This is a genomic window from Arthrobacter sp. NPDC058288, from assembly GCF_042880995.1.
GTDB lineage: Bacteria > Actinomycetota > Actinomycetes > Actinomycetales > Micrococcaceae > Arthrobacter.
This window is the reverse complement of sequence record NZ_JBHVYH010000004.1, coordinates 107,202-126,783: the sequence shown is the minus strand read 5'-3', so window position 1 is coordinate 126,783 and position 19,582 is coordinate 107,202. Positions and strand designations below refer to the sequence as shown.

The following is a 19,582-nucleotide window of genomic DNA, read 5'->3' as shown; positions in this document are numbered from 1 at the left end:
CCTTTCGCAGCCGGCCGCACGGCCCCATTGCTGGAGCCATCCTAGCGGGATACGTACCTTGTGACGCCGGAACGGGCCATGGTGTCAATTCGCCTTGACTGTTACGCGGATCACAACATACCCTTTGGGCAACAAGAGTTGTCTATTAGGCAATCACCGCCAGATCACAGCATCAAACAGGGATATCCCCCTGCATCCCCGTCTCCCTGGCAGGGGGAATTCCGGCGCGGCCCAGGCGCCTCCCGCGGATTCCTGTCCTGCTGCCACTACGCTCCAAGGAGCCCATCAACATGGACGCAAACTTCGTCAACATCGCCATTGTGGTGGTGTACCTGATCGCCATGCTGGCCTTCGGCTGGTGGGGCAAATCCCGCACCAAGAACAACAGCGACTTCCTGGTGGCCGGCCGCAGGCTTGGCCCCTTCCTCTATACCGGGACCATGGCGGCCGTCGTCCTGGGCGGCGCCTCAACTGTGGGCGGTGTGGGCCTCGGCTACAAGTTCGGCATCTCCGGCATGTGGCTCGTGGTCGCCATCGGCGCCGGCGTGCTCCTGCTAAGCCTGCTGTTCGCCGGCACCATCCAGAAGCTGAAAATCTACACGGTGTCCCAGATGCTGACGCTCCGCTACGGCAGCCGCGCCACCCAGACTTCAGGAATCGTCATGCTGGCCTACACGCTGATGCTGTGCGCCACCTCCACCGGGGCCTACGCCACCATCTTTGTGGTGCTGTTCGGCTGGGACCGCGCCCTGGCCATCGCCATCGGCGGGGCAATCGTCCTGGTGTACTCCACCATTGGCGGCATGTGGTCCATCACCCTTGCGGACCAGGTCCAGTTCGTGATCAAGACAGTGGGAATCTTCCTCCTGATGCTGCCCTTCACGCTTAATGCGGCGGGCGGCCTGGACGGCATCCGCAGCCGCGTCGAGGACAGCTTCTTCCAGATCGACGGCATCGGGATCCAGACCATCATCACGTACTTCGTGGTCTACACCCTCGGCCTCCTGATCGGCCAGGACATCTGGCAGCGCGTCTTCACCGCCAAGACGCCCACCGTGGCACGCTGGGGCGGCGCAACGGCCGGCATCTACTGCATCCTCTACGGTGCGGCCGGCGCCCTGATCGGCCTGGGTGCACGGGTGGCCCTCCCGGAGATCGACGTGGCAAACCTGGGCAAGGACGTTGTCTACGCCGAGGTGGCCCAGAACCTGCTGCCCGTCGGCATCGGCGGCCTGGTGCTCGCGGCGGCCGTAGCGGCCATGATGTCCACTGCGTCCGGGGCACTGATCGCAGCGGCAACCGTGGCCCGTGCCGACGTCCTTCCCTTCGTGGCCAGCTGGTTCGGCAAGGACATCAACACCGATGACACCGACAACCCCGAGCATGACGTCAAAGCCAACCGCATGTGGGTCCTCGGCCTGGGCATCGTGGCCATTCTGATTGCCATCGTCACCAAGGACGTCGTGGCAGCCCTGACCATCGCCTACGACATCCTGGTGGGCGGACTTTTGGTCGCGATCCTTGGCGGCCTGGTCTGGAAGCGGGGCACCGGTGTTGCCGCCGCCGCGTCCATGGCGGTGGGCACGGTGGTCACGCTCGGCACCATGATCTACCTGGAGATCAACGCCGCGGCCCCGCTGGACGGCATCTACGCCAACGAGCCGATCTACTACGGCCTGCTGGCGTCAGGCATCGTGTACATCGTGGTGTCCCTGGCAACCAAACCCACCGCCCCGCGGGTGATGCAGAACTGGCAGGATCGCGTGGCCGGAAACGTCGCCGAAGAAGAGCAGGCTCCGGCCCTGGTCAACTGACGCCGGTCAGATAACACCGGTTCCACTGCCTGATGCACGACGTCGGTGCCTCCCCTTCGCGGGGAGGCACCGACGTCGTTCGTTTAAAGGGGCCGTTCGATTAAAGGAAGGCAGCTCTCACTCGTTTTCCTCCGGCTCAAGGAATTCCTCCCCGCCCAGGGGCACCACAGGTTTCTCATCGCCGAGGAAATCTTCCTCGCCCAGCGGAACAAGCCGGCCGGCCTCTTCGAACAGCTCCTCTTCCTCGGTCTCTGCTGCGGCGTCGATGGGAGCGTCTTCGGCAAAATCGTAAGCGGGATCGGATTCGAGGGTGTCCCGTTCAGGCTGGGTGGGGTGTGATCCGTTCGTGTCCATGGTGCTAACCTCCGTGTCTGGTTATGCGGCCAGGGGTGGGGCTGCGGAAGCGCCTGCCCTGGCAATCATCACAGCACCGGCATGCGGCCCGGTCAAGAGCCGGTCGAAATACCTCCGCCCAGGCCAGCGGTTCGAGGCCGCATTTGAGGGCTGCCTAAACTTCCTGCTGAGGAATACCGGCCGAAAATCCGCGGAATTCCGGGGTACGCTGGATCTGCAATGGGGCCGAAACCATGCCCCATCTAGCCCAGGAGTGTTCGTGTCTCAGCACGCTAAATCTGACCATCATCATGCCCTTCCCGTCGACCGTACGGCGGCAGGCGCACCCGAAGCACCCGCAGGCAGCGCAAGCCCGGCCGACATCAAACGGTGGCGCCAATACCTCGCCGATGAACGGGCCGAGGCCCGTGTTTACCGCGAACTGGCCCAGAACCGCAGCGGCGAGGAGCGGGACATCCTTCTCGCCCTGGCCGGGGCCGAGGGCCGCCACGAAGCCCACTGGCTCCAGCTCCTCGGCGATCACGCCGGGAAGCCACGGCAGGCGTCCCTCCGCAGCCAGCTGCTGGGCTTCCTCGCCCGGCATTTCGGTTCCGTGTTCGTCCTGGCCCTGGCGCAACGCGCCGAAGGCCGCTCCCCCTACGCTTCGGACCCCTCGGCCACCCCGGCAATGGTGGCCGACGAACAGATCCACGAGGAAGTAGTCCGAGGGCTGGCCACCCGCGGCCGCAACCGGCTGGCGGGTTCCTTCAGGGCCGCCGTGTTCGGCGCCAATGACGGCCTGGTCAGCAACCTTTCCCTGGTCATGGGTATGGCTGCGTCCGGCGTGGGCAGCCAGGTGGTGCTCCTGAGCGGCGTGGCCGGACTCCTGGCGGGCGCACTGTCCATGGGTGCCGGCGAGTTCATCTCTGTCCGCTCACAGCGGGAACTGCTGGCCGCAACGCGGCCCACCCAGATCACCCTGTCGGCTGCCCCGCTGCTGGACCTTGAACACAATGAGCTGCTGCTGGTGTACCTGGCCCGCGGCATGTCCCGGGAAGCCGCGGAACACCGCGTGGCGGAGCGGACGGGCCTCCTTGATTGCGACTGCGACCCCAGCCTGTCGCTCCAGCCTGAACTCCCGGACGCCGAGGACCAGCACGAAGCAGTAGGCACCGCGTGGAGTGCGGCGGCATCGAGCTTCTGCTTCTTCGCCTCCGGCGCCATCATTCCCATCATCCCGTTCGTCCTTGGCATGACCGGTGTGGCGGCGCTTGCCGTTTCCGCCGTGCTGGTGGGCATCGCGCTCCTGCTGACCGGCGGCGTCGTCGGCCTCCTGTCCGGGACCTCCCCGACCAGCCGCGGTTTCCGGCAGCTGGCCATCGGTATGGGCGCGGCCGCAGTCACTTACCTGCTCGGCCTGGTGTTCGGCGCGGTGGTGGCCTAGTGGAGGACCCGCAACCGCGGCAACGCCGGCCGCGGCATGCGGGCCGTCTGGGCACGCCGGTCCGGATCCTGCGCACAGCGGCGCTTACCGCCTTGATCGCAGCGGCAGCATTTACGGCTGCCGGCCTGTTCTACGGCGATCCCCGTTTCGTGGGGCTCCTCCAGTTCCGTGACAGCACCATCCCCGACGGACAGGCCGCGGAACAGCAGCCGGGGGTTGTCGCGGAGGGTGTCAGCTCGGACGCGCCTCCCCCGGGACTCGAGGAAGCGGACTCGCCGCTGGGCACAGCGGAGGAACCGCCCTCAGCCAGTGATTCGTTTAGGTTCCTGGCCACGAACGACGACGGGACGCCCGTGGGCTACTCGCCGTGCCGTCCGCTGCACTACGTCGTCAACGCAGAGCTGGCGCCCGCGGGGGCGGAGCACCTGGTGGACGACGCCATTGCCACGATTTCGCGGGCCACGGGTATCCGCTTCGTCAACGACGGACCCACCACCGAAGCGCCGGCCGAGGAACGCGACCCCTACCAGCCCGGAACCTACGGCGAGCGCTGGGCGCCGCTCCTCATCGCGTGGACCACTCCGGAGGCGGCGCCGAAGCTGAAGGGGCAGGTGATCGGCACGGGAGGCAGCACCCATTACAGCTTCGACGGCGGGCCGAAGAGCTTCGTGACCGGCAGCCTGGACCTCGATGCCCCGCAGATCGCCGGGGAACTCCAACGGCCGCAAGGGTCCGACTACGCCACGGCCGTGATCCTGCACGAACTGTCCCATGTGATGGGGCTCGAGCACGTTGATGATCCCCGGCAGCTGATGTACCCGGAAATCGGTGCTCCGGACGGCCTCGCCGCCGGCGACCTCAACGGCCTCTACCAGCTGGGCAGGACCGCCTGCCGCAAGGACCTCTAGCCCGCCGCGGCTAACCCGCCACGATGTCGAGGGCTTCCTCCACTGTTTCCACCAGGAAGATCCTGTCCGCCATCGCGTTGCCCGAGGCCAGGCTTTGCAGCAACGGCCACGCGGGATAGCGGCGCTGCCAGTGTTCGCGGCCCACCAGGACCATGGGCGTGATGGTTTCCGAGGCACCGTAGTAGTTCTCGCACGCGTCCTGGAAGATTTCCTGCAGGGTGCCGGCAGACCCGGGCAGGAAGATCACACCGCCGTCGCACAGCTCCAGCAGGATCGCCTCGCGGATGGCGTTGGCGAAGTACTTTGCGATGTGGGTGGCGAAATAGTTGGGCGGCTCGTGGCCGTAGAACCAGGTGGGCACCCCCAGCGACGGCGTCCCGTCCGGATAGCGTTCGACGACGGCGGCCGCGGCGCGCGCCCACGCGGACACCGAGGGCCGGAAGCCCGGCACGGCTTCCAGCTGTGCCAGCGCTGCGTGGAAGTCCGCGTCCGGCGTTTCGCTGAGGTAGGCGCCCATGTTGGCGGCTTCCATGGCTCCCGGTCCCCCGCCGGTGGCCACCACCCGTCCGCGCCTGGCGAGGAGCCTCCCGGCGAGGGCGGCCTCCTCGAAGGCCGGCGTTCCGCGCCCCGCGGTGTGGCCGCCCATCACGCCAACCATCGGACGTCCCCGGCACACTTCGGAGCGTGTCAGCTCATCCAGGGCGTCACCGATCGAGTGGTCATGCAGTGCCGCGGCCAGCGTGGCGTCCAGCCGGTGCCGCTGGCCGGGCCGGATGCTCCACTGGTAGATCCGTGCGTCCAGCGTTGATTCGTACCGGCCTCCCGGCGGCCCGAAGTAGAGCTCCTGCGGGGAGTAGAGCTGCCCGCGGTAGGGATTGAAGGGGACGGTTTCCAACTTGGGGAAGATCAGCGCACCCCGGCTCCGCAGCGAATCCTCTACGCCGTCCTCGAACGTGCAGCCAAGGAAGATGGCGCCCTGCGGGTCCATGGCTTCCAGCGGAGCGCTGCGCCCGCGGAGGTCAAGGGACTGGGCATGCCAGCCCTGCATGCTGCGGACCCCCGCGTTCACCAGCCGGTCGAAGTTCTCCAGGCTTTCAACCTCAAGGGTTCTGGGGCTGGGCCTCAGGCTGCGGGCGGCGTTCATGGACACAGCCTAATCCGCAGCAGGCACAGCAGAAGCGCCCCGGACGGAAAACCTCCGGGGCGCTTCTGCGGGAATATCTGCATTTCAGGGTAACCCTGCCGGCCTACGGGTCGGCCGGGAACCGGTCAGCTGACCTGCAGTCCTCCGTTGATGTCATAGGTGGCGGCGGTGATGTAGCCGGAATCCTGCCCGAGCAGGAATGAGATCAGGGCAGCGACTTCCTCACGGGTTCCCACCCGGCCCATCATGATGCCCTCGGACATCTGGGCCTTGCGTTCCTCGGTCAGGGTGCCGCCCATGATGTCGGTGTCGATGGGGCCAGGTGCGATCGCATTCACGGTGACGCCGAACTCGCCTACTTCGCGGGCCAGGGCACGGGTGAAGCCAATGATTCCGGCCTTCGAGGCACTGTAGGCAACCTTCGAGTAGGTGCCGCCGCCGCGCTGGGCGGAGATCGAGGAGATGCTCACAATGCGTCCAAGCTTGCGCTCGATCATTCCCTTGAGGACTCGCTGGGACACGATGAAGGTGCCGCGCATGTTGATGGCGAAAACCTTGTCCCATTCTTCGACGGATGTCTCCATGAAGGGGGTCGGCGAGCTGATGCCCGCCAGGTTTGCGAGCGCGACGATGGGCGGCAGCGATTCTTCGATTTCACTGATCGCACGGTCCACGGAAGCGGCATCGGAAACGTCGGCGCCCACTCCGATGGCCTTCACGGCGCGGTTGGATCCGATTTCGGCCGCCGCGGCCTTGGCGTCCTCGGCGTTGATGTCCAGGATGGCGATCGACCAGCCCTCGCTGGCCATCCGGTCCGCAGCGGCGCGGCCGATACCGCGGGCGGAAGCTGCCCCAGTCAGGACAACGGTGCGTTCTGCGGGAAATGAGGTGGTAGTCATGGTGTGTCTTTCGTCAGGATTCGATGGTGTTCGGTTGATCAGGAGCGGGCTTTGGCCGGGTTCACGTTGACGGCTGCTGCGGCGGCAACTGCGGGATCCAGGGCGGCATCACCTTCAGGCCGCTTCCGGGCGTAGAGGTAGGTGGCCACTGCGGTGACGCACAGGCAGAAGGACAGGAAGAGGAGGCCGCTCTGGTTGTTGCCTGTGGCGTCTTTGAGCATGCCGACGGCGTACGGTGCCACGAACCCGCCAAGGTTTCCCAGGGAGTTGACCAGGGCCAGGCCGGACGCGGCGGCTGCACCGGTGAGCGCCGCGGACGGCATGGACAGGAACGGGGCGATGGCACCGTAGATCCCCATGGCGGAGACCGTGAGGGCAATCATGGCCAGGACCGGGTTGACCGGAAGCAGGTAGCCGGCTGCGAGAAGGCCAATGCCGGCGAGAACCATGCTGACGGCAGTGTGCCAGGCGCGCTTTCCTGTCCGGTCCGCCCGCTTGCTCCAGAAGTACACGAAGACTGCGGCGACAGCATAGGGAATGAAGACAATGAATCCCACTTCGGCGGTGGAGAACTTGCCCAGGGCGGCAACAATGGTGGGCATCCAGAGGCCGAGGCCGTAAATGCCGCAGACCAGGCCGAAGTACAGGGCTGAGTAGACCAGCGTGCGCTTGTCTTTCAGGCCGGCGAGGAAGTTGTGCTTTCCGCCCTTGGACTTGGCGGCCAGTTCGGCGTCCATGGTGGTGGCAAGCCATTCGCGTTCGTCAGTGTTGAGCCACTTGGCGTCGCGGGGGCGGTCCGTCATCAGGATCGGGGTCAGCAGGCCCAGGAGGATGGCGGGGATGCCCTCGATGATGTACAGCCACTGCCAGCCCTGCAGGCCCAGGATGCCGTCCATCTGCAGCAGCAGCCCGGACACCGGGGCGCCGAGCGCGTTGGATACCGGCTGGGCCAGGATGAAGATGCCCAGGACGGTGACCCGCTGCGCGGCCGGGAACCACAGCGTCAGGTAGAAGAGGATGGCGGGGAAGAACCCGGCCTCGGCTGCACCCAGCAGGAAGCGGATGATGTAGTAGGTGCTTTCCCCGTTGACGAGCGCCATGGCGGTGGCGAAGATGCCCCAGGTGATGAGGATCCGGGCAAGCCACTTGCGTGCGCCGAAGCGGTACATTCCGGCGTTGCTCGGCACTTCCAGCAGGGCGTAGCCGAGGAAGAAGATTCCGGCACCAAGGCCGTAGGCAGCAGCGCTAAGGCCGATGTCCTCGCTCATGGTGAGTTTGGCGAAGCCCACGTTGTTGCGGTCGAGGTAGGCAACGAAGTAAAGCAGGACAATCAGGGGCATCACGCGGCGCCGGACCTTGCGGAGCGTGCGTTCGCCGAGCTCGCCGAGTCCGGCGGACTGCATGGAGAGTGAAGTCATCATCGACCTTCTGTCTGACGGAGGCGGCACTTGGACAGTGGCGCGATCCGATGGAGATGGGGGTGGGTTTCCGTCGGGCGGCTAACTAAGTCTGATGTCTGACATCTGACGGAAGAACATGAGAAAGATCATAGGAGCGTGATCTGGGTTACGTCAAGCCCGCATGCGGGACGGGTGCGGCGGAGCCGCTATGGGCGACGGCGGCGGGAAGTTTTCCGCGGTCAGGGCTCGGAACGGTGCACGTAGCGTTCATAGTCGCGATACGTCTGGTCCATGTGTTCGTCCATGGTTCGCCGGGACAGTTCGGCATCACCGCTGAGGATGCTGTCCATGACCTTCTGGTGGTATTCGATGGCGTGCACCTGTATCTCGGGCACCGCCGAGGTCTCCCGCCTGGTCATGTAGAGCAGCTGGCCCAGTTGCGCGAACAGGGCCCGGACAAATGGATTGCCGGAGGCCCTCAGCACTGCGTCATGGAATGCGATGTCCGCCTGGACAAAACGGTCCAGGTCCCCGGACTCATGGAAGCGCTTCATGTCCGTGATACAGGCCCGCATCTGGTCAGCATGTTCGGGGGTATGCCGCTTGGCGGCAAGGGAGGCTGCCCCGGTTTCCACCATGCGACGCATCTCGATCAGGCCCACCGAGACCTGGTCCGCGCCGTTACCGTGCGAGGCGGCCTTGAAGATCGCGTCCAGCCCGGTCCAGTTGTCCGAAGGGTTGACGAACGTTCCGCGGCCGGCCTTGACGTAGAGGATGTTCTGCGCCCGCAGCGCTTTGAGAGCCTCGCGCACGGTGAGCCTGCTGACGTCGTAGGCCTTCGCAATGTCCGCTTCAGGGGGAATGGCATCGTGCGGCTTGAGCTTCCCGTCAAGGATGTCGTCGAGCAGACCGTCGACAAGGTCGTCAACGAGTGTCCTGCGGCCCATCCCGGCTCCTGCCTTCAGTCGTGCCCGTCGCTGCGGGTGCCTTCAACATTACTGTCGAACACGGCCCGGATCAGCATCATGCCCTGAAGCGGCCACATGCTGGTCCAGCTTCGCGAGGGTGGCCTCCAGGTTGGCCGGGTGGCGGCGCAGGTAGCCGGCCATCCGGAGGAAGAACTTTCCCCGCACCTGCCGGGCATCCCATTGCTCGGTGACCAGCGTCCCCCGATTTCCGCGGGAATCGGTGGAGGGTTCCAGCACATAGCGCCACACGTGGCCAAAGAAGTGCCGCCAGGCGATGCGCCGGCCTTCTTCAAACTCACAGACCGTGTTGAGGATCTTATAGTCCACCATCATGTTCATTTCCATGCCGAACCTGGCGCCGGCCGACAACCGCTCCGGACCGCGCGGCTGCGCTGCCTTCACGGTCTCGGACCCGTCGATCACGCTGTGCAGGGCAGGCGTTGCCAGGACCTCGAAAATGGCCTCGGGACCGGCCTGGATGAAGCGCTGGCGGGACACAAGGTATCTGTTGTTCATCGGGCAAGCCTAACTGTTTCGGGCTGTTGCAGAATGAGTCATGCGCACTCCTCCCCTGCACCCGACTGCCCGCCCGCGGATCGGAATCCCGGTCCGGCTCAGCAGCTCCCTGGACCCGGACCCCCGGGTCGGGGAAGCCAATGACCTGTTTGAGTACATCGTGGAACTGCTCCGCGGCGGCGGCGGGGAGCCCGTGCTGCTAACGGCACACTCCGACGGCGGCCGGCTGGCCGAAACGCTCAAGGGGCTTGACGGCGTCGTACTTCCCGGCGGTGGAGACCTGGACCCGCGGCACTACGGAGAGGAGCAGACGGCCGGGTGCTACGACGTCAACCCGGCACAGGATGAACTGGATCTGGCGGTCGCGCGCGGGAGCCTGGATGAAGGCCTGCCGCTGCTGGGGATCTGCCGCGGACACCAGGTCCTCAATGTCCTCTACGGCGGAACGCTGATGCAGGACATGGCGGACGGCCCCGTGACCCACCGCGACCCCGCGGCGGGTGGCGCTGAGCCGGACGACGCCGGGGGAACTGCCCCGGGCCCCTGGGCCTGGCACGACGTGGACATTCTCCCCGGCTCCAAGATAGGAAAGCTTTACAGCAGGGACGGCGCGGCCGACGGCCTGACGGTGAAGATCGCCTCCGGACACCACCAGGCGGTGGCCCGCGTTGCGGACGGACTCATAGTGACGGCCGTGGCCGGGGACGGCATCGTTGAGGCGCTGGAGGATCCCGCCCGCTGGGTGGCATCCGTTCAATGGCATCCCGAAGTCCTGGAACTCCCGGCCGAGGAACGCGTCGCGCCCTTCCAGGCTTTCGTGGAAGTATGCCGCAAGCGGCAGCGGCACACTCAAGCGTCGTCGCCGCTCGGGTAAGGCGGATACCTCAGGCGGGACCCCGGCACCGGTCCTTGGCCACCGGAAGACGGCCTGCTATTATCGTCAAAAAGGCAGTATGTCCTATCAAGAGAACATACGCTGACATACGCGGGCCCTCCGGTACCCTCGGAGGTCGCGGAGCACAAGGGAGCGCTCAGTGGCGAATCAACTTAATCTCAGCATCGACCGCTCTTCACCTGTGCCCCTCTACCACCAGGTGGTCCAGGGCATCGAGTCCGCCATCCACACCGGACTGCTTCCCCCGGGCAGCCGGCTGGACAATGAGATCGACCTTGCTGCCCAGCTCAACCTGTCCCGGCCCACCATGCGCAAGGCCATGGACGAGCTGGTGCGTTCCGGGCTCCTGGTGCGCAAGCGCGGCGTGGGAACACAGGTTGTGTCCAGCCAGGTCCGAAGGCCGTTGGAACTTTCGAGCCTCTACGATGACCTCACGAATAACGGGAGCAAGCCCACCACCGAGGTGCTCAGCTTCTCCCACATTGACGCCGATGCTGCCACGCGTGAGGCCCTCCAGCTTCCGGCCGGGGCCAAGGTCTACCACTTCACCAGGTTGCGCAAGGTGGGTGGCAAACCGCTTGCCCTGATGGAAAACTGGGTCCGCGACGACATCACCCCCATCGACGAAGCCCAGCTCGCCGCCCAGGGCCTGTACGCGATCCTGCGCAACGGCGGCGTGAACTTCCGGCTGGCTTCGCAACGCATCGGAGCCATGGTGGCCAATGACTACCAGGCGCCGCTGCTGGAGACCGAGCCCGGCCTGGCGCTGGTGACCATGGAACGCACCGCAGTGGACGACACGGGACGCATGGTGGAGACCGGCCACCACGTCTACCGCGGCGACTCCTACAGCTTTGAAATGACCCTCGTCCAGCGCTAGGCACCTGCCCGAGCGCTAGGCACCAGCCTCCTGCCCGAGCGCCAGTCGCTGCCTCCTGCCCGCCGGGGCCGGGCTGGACTCCCCCACTAACGAAAGAGCAGATCTATGGCCAACTGGGTATATCCCCTGGGTTCCGCCGCCGATGGCAGCTGGGACGTATCGCTGGGAACGTCCGATTCCGCGCTGGAGGTGGCCGGCTGGGCCCATACCGGGCTCAAAGTCGCGACGCTGCCGGCGGGCGCCGCCGTCGAACTCCCCGCCGCCGGCGAGGAACGGATCGTGGTTCCGCTCAGCGGTTCCTTCACCGCCACGGTGGACGGTGAAGACTTCCGGCTGGCCGGCAGGGCCAGTGTTTTCCACGGCCCCAGCGACGTGCTGTACACGGGCACGGAGAAGGCTGTCACCATCAGTTCTGCGGACGGCGGCAGGGTTGCGGTCGCAACGGCACCCGCGAAGACGTTCTACCCGACCCGGCTCGTGACCGCCGCCGAGACTCCCGTGGAACTGCGGGGGGCTGGCAACTGCTCGCGGCAGGTCCACAACTTCGGTACCCCGGCCGCGCTGGAGGCGGACCGCTTCATCGTCTGCGAAGTCATCACGCCGGCCGGCAACTGGTCCTCTTATCCCCCGCACAAGCATGACGAGGAAAAAGACGGCGAAACCAACCTCGAGGAAATCTACTACTTCGAGACCCGCGTGGCGCCGGACGGTCCCGCCGCCGGCTCAGGCGTGCAAGGCGATGCCATCGGCTACCAGCGTGTCTACGCCTCCGACGACCGGCCCATCGATGTCTCGGCTGAGGTCCGTACCGGCGACGTTGTCCTGGTGCCCTACGGCTGGCACGGCCCGGCAATGGCCGCCCCGGGGTACGACCTGTACTACCTGAACGTGATGGCCGGCCCCGGCCCCGTCCGTGAGTGGCTCATCAGCGACGACCCCCACCACGGTTGGATCCGCCAGACCTGGGAGGGCAAGGACGTGGACCCGCGGCTGCCCTTCACCGCATAGATCTTCACCTCGTAGAGACGAGAAGAAGCCCCTGACCGGTTCAGCCGGTCAGGGGCTTCCGTGTTTGACGGTGGGCGTTATGTGCCGGGACCAGCGTCCGCCGGGGTCAGCGGGGCACTTTCTGGGCCACGCGGACCGGGACGCCCGTTGCCAGCGATTCCTGGGCGGCGTCCGCCACCCGGGATGCGGCCACGGCGTCCTCCGGGGTGCACGGGTTCTCCCTGCGGCCCAGGATCAGCTCCACGAAGGCTGCCATCTCGGAGCGGTACGCCTGGTCGAAGCGTTCGGCGAAGGTCTTGTGCGGCTCCCCCGCGGGGAAGTGGATGCCGGCTTCGGCCGAGGCCATCGCCGTTTTGTCATCCAGCCCCACCATGAGCGAACGGCGCGAGCCCTGGATCTCAAGGCGGACGTCGTGGCCAGCCCCGTTGTACCGGGTGGCGGAGACGGTCCCGACCGTGCCATCGTCGAACGTCACCAGCGCGAGCGCGGTGTCCACGTCCCCCACCCCGCTGATGGCCGGGTCGCCGTTATTGGAGCCCTTGGCGTACACCTCGATGATTTCCCGGCCGGTCAGCCAGCGCAGGATGTCGAAGTCATGGACGGAGCAGTCCCGGAAGAGGCCGCCGGAGCTGGCCAGGAACTCCACCGGAGGCGGTGCCATGTCGCACGTGACGGCCCGCAGTGAGTGGATCCAGCCCAGCTCGCCGGCCTGGTAGGCGCGCCGGGCTTCGAGGTAGCCGGCGTCGAAGCGGCGCTGGTGCCCGATCTGCACCACGCCCTTCCGGTCCCGGATATAGTCCAGCACCGGCAGCGCGTCCGCCACGTTCAAGGCCACCGGCTTCTCGCAGAACACCGGGATCCCTGCGTCCACACCGGCTTTGATCAGTTCCGGGTGCGTTGCCGTTCCGGTGGCAATGACCAGCCCGTCCAGCCCGGAGGACAGGAGTGCCCCCACCGAGGGATGGAACTCGGCGCCAAGCCCGGCCGCGACGGTCCGCGCGTGCTCTTCCGCAACGTCGGTGAGCCGGAGCCTGACGTTGATGCCTTCCGGGTTGAGGACCCCGTTCAGCGCGGCGATGTTGTTGGCGTGCATGACGCCGATCCGCCCGACTCCGACCAGGCCAAGAATGACGTCCTTCATGATTTCTCCTCGGCATAATCCACCGGTGATGCCGCCACCGCCGCCGGGGCGCCCAGCTTGACTGATTCGATGCAGGCCAGCGCCACCGCCAGCGCGCGCCGGGCGTCGGCTGCCCCCGGTGCGAGGGTGAAAGCGGACGACGACGGCGGCACGCCGTCGCGCTGTGCACGCACCGCGTCAGCGAAATCGGCAAGTTCGTCCGTGTAGGCCTGCCGGAAGAGTTCGACGTTGAGCCGCGGCGTGTCGGCGGACAACCCTTCTGCGGTATACCGGCGGGCCGCGGTTTCGGTGGCACGGCCGGCCTGGACCATTCCCTTGGAGCCGAAAACCTCTCCGCGGATGTCGTAGCCATACAGTGCGCTGAAACTGGCTTCGGCCACGGCAATCGCACCGTTGCTGTAGCGGATGGTCACCACCGCGGTGTCCAGGAACCCCTGCTCGCGCAGGTCCGGCTCCACCAGGGCGTCCGCCACGGCGTACACCTCAACAGGCTCGGCGCCTTCGTTGAACCAGTTGAGGGTGTCAAAGTCGTGGATCAGGGTCTCCAGGAAGATGGTCCACGCCGGAACCCTGGCGGCGTTCGGGATGCTGCCGTTGCCCGGGTCCCGTGTCAGCGACCGCAGGAGCTGCGGTGTTCCGGCCACGCCGGCGGCAAGGTCTTTCTTGGCAGCCTGGAAATCGTCCGCGTACCGGCGGTTGAACCCGATCTGGAAGTGCACGCCGGCGGATTCGACGGCCGCGAGTGCGGCGTCGAGCTCGTCGAGCCCCTGGCCGGCGGGCTTCTCGCAGAAAATATGCTTGCCGGCGGCGGCAGCCTGGGCGATGAGGGAGGAGTGGAAGCGGGCCGGGCTCGCGATGATGACTGCGTCGATTCCCGGGTCAGCCAGGATGTCTTCGGCGTAAGGCGTCACCTTGGCGGTGCCCAGGGACCGGGCCAGCGCTTCCGCGGATTCAACGTTGGGGTCTGCGATGGCCGCCAGGACTGCGCCCGGAACGCGGCGGGCGATGCTCTCTGCGTGGAATGCCCCCATCCAGCCGGAGCCGATGAGGCCGATCTGCACGGGAGCCGGAACACCGGCGGGGTCTTGAGTGATGTAGGCCAAAAGATGGTCCTTTCAACAGGTCTGGTCCGGGCGGGGTTCAGCTGTAGGCCTTGCCGGTAGTCTGTGCTACCTCGGCCACGTCTCCCTTGACTTCCTTGACCACGTCGCCGTGGCCGCCGAGCTGTTCGAGCTCGTGGGCGAGTTCGGCGAGTTCGGCGCCGCCGGCCATCTGGGCGGTGAGTTCGTCGAGCGTGATGTCCTTCTTTTCGTAGTAGCCGATCGACTTGCCGCGCTTGAGCAGCAGGAACCGGTCCCCGACCGGGAAGGCGTGGTGCGGGTTGTGGGTGATGAAAATGACGCCCAGGCCGCGGTCGCGGGCCTGCAGGATGTAACGGAGCACCACGCCGGACTGCTTCACGCCCAGGGCCGCGGTGGGTTCGTCCAGGATCAGCACTTTCGCGCCGAAGTACACGGCACGGGCGATCGCCACGCACTGGCGTTCACCGCCGGAGAGCTGGCCGATCGGCTGCTCCACGTCGCGGAGGTCGATGCCCATCTCGGCGAGTTCGTGCTTGGTGATGGCCTTCATTTTCTCGACGTCCATGCTCTTGAACGGGCCGAAGCCGGAGGTAAGTTCCGAGCCGAGGAAGAAGTTCCGCCAGATCGGCATCAGCGGCACCACGGCGAGGTCCTGGTAGACGGTGGCGATGCCGACGTCGAGGGCGTCTCGAGGGGAGGTGAACTTCCGTTCCTCCCCCATGACCTTCAGGACGCCCTCGTCGTGCTGGTGCAGGCCGGCGATGATCTTGATCAGGGTGGACTTGCCGGCGCCGTTGTCACCCAGGACGCAGGTGACGCGGCCGTTGTCCACGGCCATGGTGACGTCGGTCAGGGCGACGATGTTGCCGTAGTGCTTGCCGACCTTGTCCAGCGAGAGCAGGTGCACCGGGGTGTGCGTCAGCGGATCGGTTTCGTTCTGGAGCAGGGTCTGCTGGTCAATCTGTTTGGCATTCATTTCTCCGGCCCCTTTACTTGAGCTCTGCGCGGCGCTTGACGATGAGATTGACGATGGTGGCCAGCAGCAGCATCAGGCCCAGGAAGAACTTGAACCAGTCCGGGTTCCACTGGGCGTAGACGATGCCCTTGTTGGCCATGCCGAAGATGAACGCGCCGATCGCACCGCCCACCGCCGAGCCGTAACCGCCGGTCAGGAGGCAGCCGCCGATGACCGCGGCAATGATGTAGAGGAACTCGTTGCCCACGCCCTCGCCGGACTGCACGGCGTCGAAGGCGAAGAGGTTGTGCATGCCCAGGATCCAGCCGCAGAACCCCACGGCCATGAACAGGCCAATCTTCGTGGCCTTGACCGGTACACCCACGGCGCGGGCCGCGTTCGCGTCACCGCCGACGGCGAAGATCCAGTTGCCCACCTTGGTCCGCAGCAGCACCCAGGAGGCCACAGCAACCAGAGCGAACCAAATGAAGACCGTGTTCTTCACGTCCACCCCGCCGATGTTCACCGAGGAGGAAAACAGGGCCTGCGCGGACTTGTAACCATCCATGGTGGAGATCGACGGCGAGGAAACACCCCCGCCGATCAGTCGGGTCAGGCCCAGGTTCAGCCCGGTCAGCATCAGGAACGTGGCCAGGGTGACAATGAAGCTGGGCAGCTTCGTCTTCATGAGGATCCAGCCGTTGATGTACCCGATTCCCAGGGACACGAGCAACGCCAGGCCGACCCCCACCCACACATTCATACTGAAGTACCAGCTAAACATCGAGGCCGTCAGCGCCGAGCTGATCACGGCGACACCGGTGGAGAGGTCGAACTCCCCGCCAATCATCAGCAAGGACACCCCCACCGCCATGATCCCGATCGTCGAGCTGCCGTAAAGGATGGTCGCCAGCGCATTGGGCTGGGTAAACGTCGGGGAAACCAACGCGAAGAAAATGAAAAGGACAATGGCGCCCACGAGGGCACCAACCTCGGGACGTCCCAGCAGTTTCTGGAACGGACTGCGCTTGGCGACGCGCTCATCGGGCGCCGCCGTCTTTGTTTTGGTCTGGGTGATGGTCATGATGGTTCTCCTTGCTGCCGGGCCGGCGCGGGCCGGCCCGGCCAGCGGGCTGTTAGCGGATACCCTGCTGAGCGAACTTCAGGACGTCGGCCGCGTTTGATTTGTCGACGAGGCTCGGACCGGTGAGAACCGACTGGCCGCCGCCGAGCTTGAAGCCGCCGCGCTTGTTCTGCCAGAGCGCGTCAACCGACATGTAGCCCTGCAGCCACGGCTGCTGGTCCACGGTGAAGAGGACATTTCCGTCAACGATCTTCTGCGCGAGATCCGCGTTCAGGTCGAAGCTTGCCACCTTGGAAGCGCTGCCGGCGTCCGTGACCGACTTGAGGAGGGTGAGCGTAATGGGTGCGCCCAGGCCGATGATGACGTCGGCGTCCTTGGACGCCTGCAGCTTGGCGGTCGCGGTGGACTGGACTGCGGTCATGTCTTTGCCGTCGACGTACAGGATTTCAGTCCCGGGCACTTTGGCCTTGACGCCGGCGCACCGCGCTTCGAGGCCCACGTGGCCCTGCTGCTGGATAACGCAGACCGGGTGCTTGTAGCCTTCGGAGGCGAGCCTGGTGCCGACGGCCTCGCCGGCGAGCTTTTCGTTCGAGCCGAAGTGGGTGAACGCCCCGAGCTGGGCCGAGACGCCTTCACCGGCGTTGAGGCTCACTACGGGGATCCCGGCATCACTGGCTTTCTTCAGGACGTCCTTCAAAGCATCCGGGGTTGCGAGCGTGACCGCGATTCCGTCAACCTTCTGGTCGATGGCCTGCTGGACGAGCTGGGATTGACGGCCAGCCTCCGGATCGCTCGTGTAGAGCAGCTCAACGTTGTCCTTCGCCGACGCTTCTTCGGCGCCCTTGCGGACGATGTCCCAGAAGGTGTCACCCGCGGCAGCGTGGGTGATGAGAGCCACCTTGATGCGGTCCGTGCTTGCAGCCTGGCCGCCACCTGCGCCGCCACCCGTCTCGGCGGGTTTTCCGCCGGTGCTTGAACACGCGCTCAACGCCATCATCGGCACTACCGCCGCAACCAGGGCCGCCTTGCGCCAGGAAAAATTAGCCACCTTAATCTCCTTTGATCTCAGGTTCCGGGCTGCCACTCTGCAACCGCCGGAGCACTGTCTACCTCGATCATGGTGATTCGGCTCACTAATGTCAATAGTTTGTCCTGACATTAGGATGTTTTTACTTGATAACGCGTATTCCGACCCGAAAAAGCCGGGGATGACGGCTACTTCCGTCACCCCCGGCACTCCATGATTAGCCCTTCCGACCGGCCAGCGCGTCGACAACAGCGGGTACTTCGGCAACGGCGGGAACGGAAGTCGCCGCCGTCGTACTGCCCCCTCCGTGCCGCCGGGCTTTGGCGGCTGCGAAAGCCATCACGCCCAGGCCGAGAAGGGTGATTCCCGCACCGGCCCAGATCGGCGAGGTGTAGCCGAGGCCTGCGGTGATGGTCACGCCGCCCAGCCAGGCCCCAAGGGCGTTGCCGACGTTGAAGGCGCCAATGTTGGCGCCGGAGGCCAGGGTGGGGGCGCTATCGGCGTACTTCATGACGCGCATCTGGAGCCCCGGAACGGTGGCGAAGCCGAAGCCGCCCATAAGCACAATGGCGGCGATGGTGAGGGGCTGGTTGCCGGCGGTCAGGGCGAAGGCCGCCAGAATCACCACCAGCGCGGCGAGGACTACCAGCAGGGTGCGGTCGACGTTGCGGTCCGCGGCCTTCCCGCCCACGGTGTTCCCGATGAACAGTCCGATGCCGAAGAGGATCAGCAGCCACGGCACGGTGGACGCCGCGAACCCGGAGACCTCGGTGAGGGTATAGGCGATGTAGGTGAAGGCACCGAACATACCGCCGTAGCCGAGGATGGTGACAAGGATGGATAGCCACACCTGGCCGGACCGGAAGGCGCGCAGCTCGACGCGGAGCCCGCCGGAGGCGGCCTGGGCCGCAGCGCTCCCCTGGCCGGTCCGGGGCACCAGCGTCAGGATGCCCGCCAGGGCGAGGACACCAATGCCCGTGATCGCCCAGAAGGTGGAGCGCCAACCGGCGGCCTGTCCGAGCATGGTGCCGAACGGGACGCCGAGGACGTTGGCGGCCGTGAGGCCCGTGAACATGATGGCGATAGCGCCGGCCTTCTTGGTGGGGGCCACCATGTCCGCGGCAACCACGGCCCCAATGCCGAAGAACGCGCCGTGGGCCAAGGCGGCCACAATCCGGCCGATCATCATCACGGAGTAGTCGGGGGCAATCGCGGAGACCAGGTTGCCGGCAATGAACAGCACCAGCAGGACGGCCAGGACCGGCTTGCGTTCGAAGCGTGTCACGGCCGCCGTGAGCAGCAGGGCGCCAACGACGACGGCGAGGGCGTAGCCGGAAATCAGCCAGCCGGCCGTGGCCTCGCTGACGCTGAAGTCGGCGGCAACCTCGGGCAGCAGGCCCATGATCACGAACTCGGTGAGTCCGATTCCGAATCCCCCGAGGGCTAGGGCTAACAGGCCAATGGGCATGGCGGAGCTCCTTCAAAACTGTACGGAATGGGGTAGGGCGCGTAGGCTAATAGTTGCAGACGCGTTATTTATTGTTGCACAAGCAGATAGCGCGCGCAAGCAACTATTATTTGTTGTGCCCCGTTTCATCTCCGTGGGGTACGCGATTTGAAGGGAAGTACACGATGGGCATCAAGGACGACGCCGTGGAGGTCCGCGCACAGGGATGGCGTACCTTGGCGGCCCTGCACGGCCTGATTGAGTCGGAGCTGGAACGCTCGCTCCAGGCCGAGGCCCAGCTGTCCGTCGTCGAGTACACCGTGCTCGACGCCCTGAGCCGGCAGGACGGCTGGCACATGCGCATGCAGCAGCTGGCCCGTGCCACCGCCCTCAGCGCCAGCGCCACCACACGCCTGGTCAACAGGCTCGAAGACCGGGGCCTGCTCACGCGCATCCTCTGCGCGGATGACCGCCGCGGCATCTATACCGAACTGACGGAGAGCGGCATCAAGCTGCTGGACGAGGCGCGGCCCACCCACGACGCCACACTGGAACGGGCCCTTGCGGAGGCGCAGGAAATCCCGGAGCTGGCCCCGCTGGTGGACGCCCTGCCCAGGCTGCACACGCACGCCTAGGC

The 19,582-nt window shown here is 66.0% G+C and carries 19 protein-coding genes; 7 read left to right on the top strand and 12 right to left on the bottom strand.

The genetic code is table 11. From position 1 onward, the window contains the following. The first annotated feature begins 290 nt into the window (after positions 1 to 290). Complete coding sequence (locus tag ACFVWT_RS13225) at positions 291 to 1,814, top strand: sodium:solute symporter (RefSeq protein WP_390248404.1); 1,524 nt, start codon at positions 291 to 293, stop codon at positions 1,812 to 1,814. 117 nt (positions 1,815 to 1,931) lie between these two features. Here ACFVWT_RS13225 and ACFVWT_RS13220 read toward each other — a convergent pair whose 3' ends face one another. Next, a complete protein-coding gene (locus ACFVWT_RS13220) occupies positions 1,932 to 2,168 on the bottom strand; it encodes a hypothetical protein (RefSeq protein WP_390248402.1) in 237 nt (78 codons plus the stop codon). A 259-nt stretch (positions 2,169 to 2,427) separates the two neighbouring features. Between ACFVWT_RS13220 and ACFVWT_RS13215 the strand changes: the two genes are divergently transcribed. Both ACFVWT_RS13215 and ACFVWT_RS13210 read left to right on the top strand, forming a co-directional pair. Further along, positions 2,428 to 3,591 (top strand): VIT1/CCC1 transporter family protein, encoded by a 1,164-nt coding sequence (locus ACFVWT_RS13215; protein WP_390248400.1) that lies wholly within the window; start codon positions 2,428 to 2,430, stop codon positions 3,589 to 3,591. After that, a complete protein-coding gene (locus ACFVWT_RS13210; protein ID WP_390248398.1) occupies positions 3,591 to 4,499 on the top strand; it encodes a matrixin family metalloprotease in 909 nt (302 codons plus the stop codon). Before ACFVWT_RS13215 ends, ACFVWT_RS13210 begins: the two co-directional genes overlap by 1 nt. Before the next feature lie 10 nt (positions 4,500 to 4,509). On the opposite strand, the gene ACFVWT_RS13205 is transcribed toward ACFVWT_RS13210, so the two are convergent. The 5 genes from ACFVWT_RS13205 to ACFVWT_RS13185 all read right to left on the bottom strand — a co-directional run bounded on the left by ACFVWT_RS13205 (position 4,510) and on the right by ACFVWT_RS13185 (position 9,426). Further along, positions 4,510 to 5,643 (bottom strand): LOG family protein, encoded by a 1,134-nt coding sequence (locus ACFVWT_RS13205; protein WP_390248396.1) that lies wholly within the window; start codon positions 5,641 to 5,643, stop codon positions 4,510 to 4,512. Between the two features lie 125 nt (positions 5,644 to 5,768). Then, positions 5,769 to 6,542 (bottom strand): SDR family NAD(P)-dependent oxidoreductase, encoded by a 774-nt coding sequence (locus tag ACFVWT_RS13200; protein ID WP_390248394.1) that lies wholly within the window; start codon positions 6,540 to 6,542, stop codon positions 5,769 to 5,771. 38 nt (positions 6,543 to 6,580) lie between these two features. Continuing rightward, positions 6,581 to 7,963: an MFS transporter gene (locus ACFVWT_RS13195; RefSeq protein ID WP_390248392.1), complete on the bottom strand. Its 1,383-nt coding sequence runs from the start codon at positions 7,961 to 7,963 to the stop codon at positions 6,581 to 6,583. 218 nt (positions 7,964 to 8,181) lie between these two features. Then, positions 8,182 to 8,889, bottom strand: a complete 708-nt coding sequence (locus ACFVWT_RS13190; protein WP_390248390.1) for a FadR/GntR family transcriptional regulator — start codon at positions 8,887 to 8,889, stop codon at positions 8,182 to 8,184. Positions 8,890 to 8,937: 48 nt separating this feature from the next. Then, entirely contained in the window at positions 8,938 to 9,426 is a 489-nt protein-coding gene (locus ACFVWT_RS13185) for a polyketide cyclase / dehydrase and lipid transport (protein WP_390248388.1), read from the bottom strand. A gap of 40 nt (positions 9,427 to 9,466) precedes the next feature. Here ACFVWT_RS13185 and ACFVWT_RS13180 point away from each other — a divergent pair, with 40 nt between their 5' ends. From ACFVWT_RS13180 to iolB, 3 genes are all read left to right on the top strand, one after another. Continuing rightward, entirely contained in the window at positions 9,467 to 10,300 is an 834-nt protein-coding gene (locus tag ACFVWT_RS13180) for a gamma-glutamyl-gamma-aminobutyrate hydrolase family protein (RefSeq protein WP_390248386.1), read from the top strand. A gap of 160 nt (positions 10,301 to 10,460) precedes the next feature. Continuing rightward, positions 10,461 to 11,201: a GntR family transcriptional regulator gene (locus ACFVWT_RS13175; RefSeq protein WP_390248384.1), complete on the top strand. Its 741-nt coding sequence runs from the start codon at positions 10,461 to 10,463 to the stop codon at positions 11,199 to 11,201. A 105-nt stretch (positions 11,202 to 11,306) separates the two neighbouring features. After that, on the top strand, positions 11,307 to 12,209 hold the full coding sequence (iolB, locus tag ACFVWT_RS13170) for a 5-deoxy-glucuronate isomerase (protein ID WP_390248382.1): 903 nt from the start codon (positions 11,307 to 11,309) through the stop codon (positions 12,207 to 12,209). A 106-nt stretch (positions 12,210 to 12,315) separates the two neighbouring features. On the opposite strand, the gene ACFVWT_RS13165 is transcribed toward iolB, so the two are convergent. The 6 genes from ACFVWT_RS13165 to ACFVWT_RS13140 all read right to left on the bottom strand — a co-directional run bounded on the left by ACFVWT_RS13165 (position 12,316) and on the right by ACFVWT_RS13140 (position 18,966). Next, complete coding sequence (locus ACFVWT_RS13165; protein WP_390248380.1) at positions 12,316 to 13,350, bottom strand: Gfo/Idh/MocA family oxidoreductase; 1,035 nt, start codon at positions 13,348 to 13,350, stop codon at positions 12,316 to 12,318. After that, the gene (locus ACFVWT_RS13160; RefSeq protein ID WP_390248378.1) at positions 13,347 to 14,453 is read right to left on the bottom strand and encodes a Gfo/Idh/MocA family oxidoreductase; all 1,107 of its coding nucleotides are present in this window, start codon (positions 14,451 to 14,453) and stop codon (positions 13,347 to 13,349) included. The genes ACFVWT_RS13165 and ACFVWT_RS13160 overlap by 4 nt, the downstream gene beginning before the upstream one ends. A 37-nt stretch (positions 14,454 to 14,490) precedes the next feature. Continuing rightward, entirely contained in the window at positions 14,491 to 15,408 is a 918-nt protein-coding gene (locus ACFVWT_RS13155) for an ATP-binding cassette domain-containing protein (RefSeq protein ID WP_390248376.1), read from the bottom strand. Positions 15,409 to 15,421: 13 nt separating this feature from the next. Continuing rightward, positions 15,422 to 16,471 carry an ABC transporter permease gene (locus tag ACFVWT_RS13150; protein ID WP_390248374.1) on the bottom strand — a complete coding sequence of 350 codons (1,050 nt, stop codon included), beginning with the start codon at positions 16,469 to 16,471 and terminating at the stop codon, positions 15,422 to 15,424. A 52-nt stretch (positions 16,472 to 16,523) separates the two neighbouring features. After that, positions 16,524 to 17,519, bottom strand: a complete 996-nt coding sequence (locus ACFVWT_RS13145) for a substrate-binding domain-containing protein (RefSeq protein WP_390248372.1) — start codon at positions 17,517 to 17,519, stop codon at positions 16,524 to 16,526. A 196-nt stretch (positions 17,520 to 17,715) separates the two neighbouring features. Beyond that, a complete protein-coding gene (locus tag ACFVWT_RS13140) occupies positions 17,716 to 18,966 on the bottom strand; it encodes an MFS transporter (protein WP_390248370.1) in 1,251 nt (416 codons plus the stop codon). 164 nt (positions 18,967 to 19,130) lie between these two features. Here ACFVWT_RS13140 and ACFVWT_RS13135 point away from each other — a divergent pair, with 164 nt between their 5' ends. Continuing rightward, on the top strand, positions 19,131 to 19,580 hold the full coding sequence (locus tag ACFVWT_RS13135) for a MarR family winged helix-turn-helix transcriptional regulator (RefSeq protein WP_390248368.1): 450 nt from the start codon (positions 19,131 to 19,133) through the stop codon (positions 19,578 to 19,580). Positions 19,581 to 19,582: the final 2 nt, after the last annotated feature.

Bases quoted from the DNA above. Each gene is read 5' to 3' on its own strand.
- ACFVWT_RS13225 (WP_390248404.1), top strand. From the start codon at position 291: ATGGACGCAAACTTCGTCAACATCGCCATTGTGGTGGTGTACCTGATC.
- ACFVWT_RS13220 (WP_390248402.1), bottom strand. From the start codon at position 2,168: ATGGACACGAACGGATCACACCCCACCCAGCCTGAACGGGACACCCTC.
- ACFVWT_RS13205 (WP_390248396.1), bottom strand. From the start codon at position 5,643: ATGAACGCCGCCCGCAGCCTGAGGCCCAGCCCCAGAACCCTTGAGGTT.
- ACFVWT_RS13200 (WP_390248394.1), bottom strand. From the start codon at position 6,542: ATGACTACCACCTCATTTCCCGCAGAACGCACCGTTGTCCTGACTGGG.
- ACFVWT_RS13195 (WP_390248392.1), bottom strand. From the start codon at position 7,963: ATGATGACTTCACTCTCCATGCAGTCCGCCGGACTCGGCGAGCTCGGC.
- ACFVWT_RS13190 (WP_390248390.1), bottom strand. From the start codon at position 8,889: ATGGGCCGCAGGACACTCGTTGACGACCTTGTCGACGGTCTGCTCGAC.
- ACFVWT_RS13185 (WP_390248388.1), bottom strand. From the start codon at position 9,426: ATGAACAACAGATACCTTGTGTCCCGCCAGCGCTTCATCCAGGCCGGT.
- ACFVWT_RS13180 (WP_390248386.1), top strand. From the start codon at position 9,467: ATGCGCACTCCTCCCCTGCACCCGACTGCCCGCCCGCGGATCGGAATC.
- iolB (WP_390248382.1), top strand. From the start codon at position 11,307: ATGGCCAACTGGGTATATCCCCTGGGTTCCGCCGCCGATGGCAGCTGG.
- ACFVWT_RS13165 (WP_390248380.1), bottom strand. From the start codon at position 13,350: ATGAAGGACGTCATTCTTGGCCTGGTCGGAGTCGGGCGGATCGGCGTC.
- ACFVWT_RS13155 (WP_390248376.1), bottom strand. From the start codon at position 15,408: ATGAATGCCAAACAGATTGACCAGCAGACCCTGCTCCAGAACGAAACC.
- ACFVWT_RS13150 (WP_390248374.1), bottom strand. From the start codon at position 16,471: ATGACCATCACCCAGACCAAAACAAAGACGGCGGCGCCCGATGAGCGC.
- ACFVWT_RS13140 (WP_390248370.1), bottom strand. From the start codon at position 18,966: ATGCCCATTGGCCTGTTAGCCCTAGCCCTCGGGGGATTCGGAATCGGA.
- ACFVWT_RS13135 (WP_390248368.1), top strand. From the start codon at position 19,131: ATGGGCATCAAGGACGACGCCGTGGAGGTCCGCGCACAGGGATGGCGT.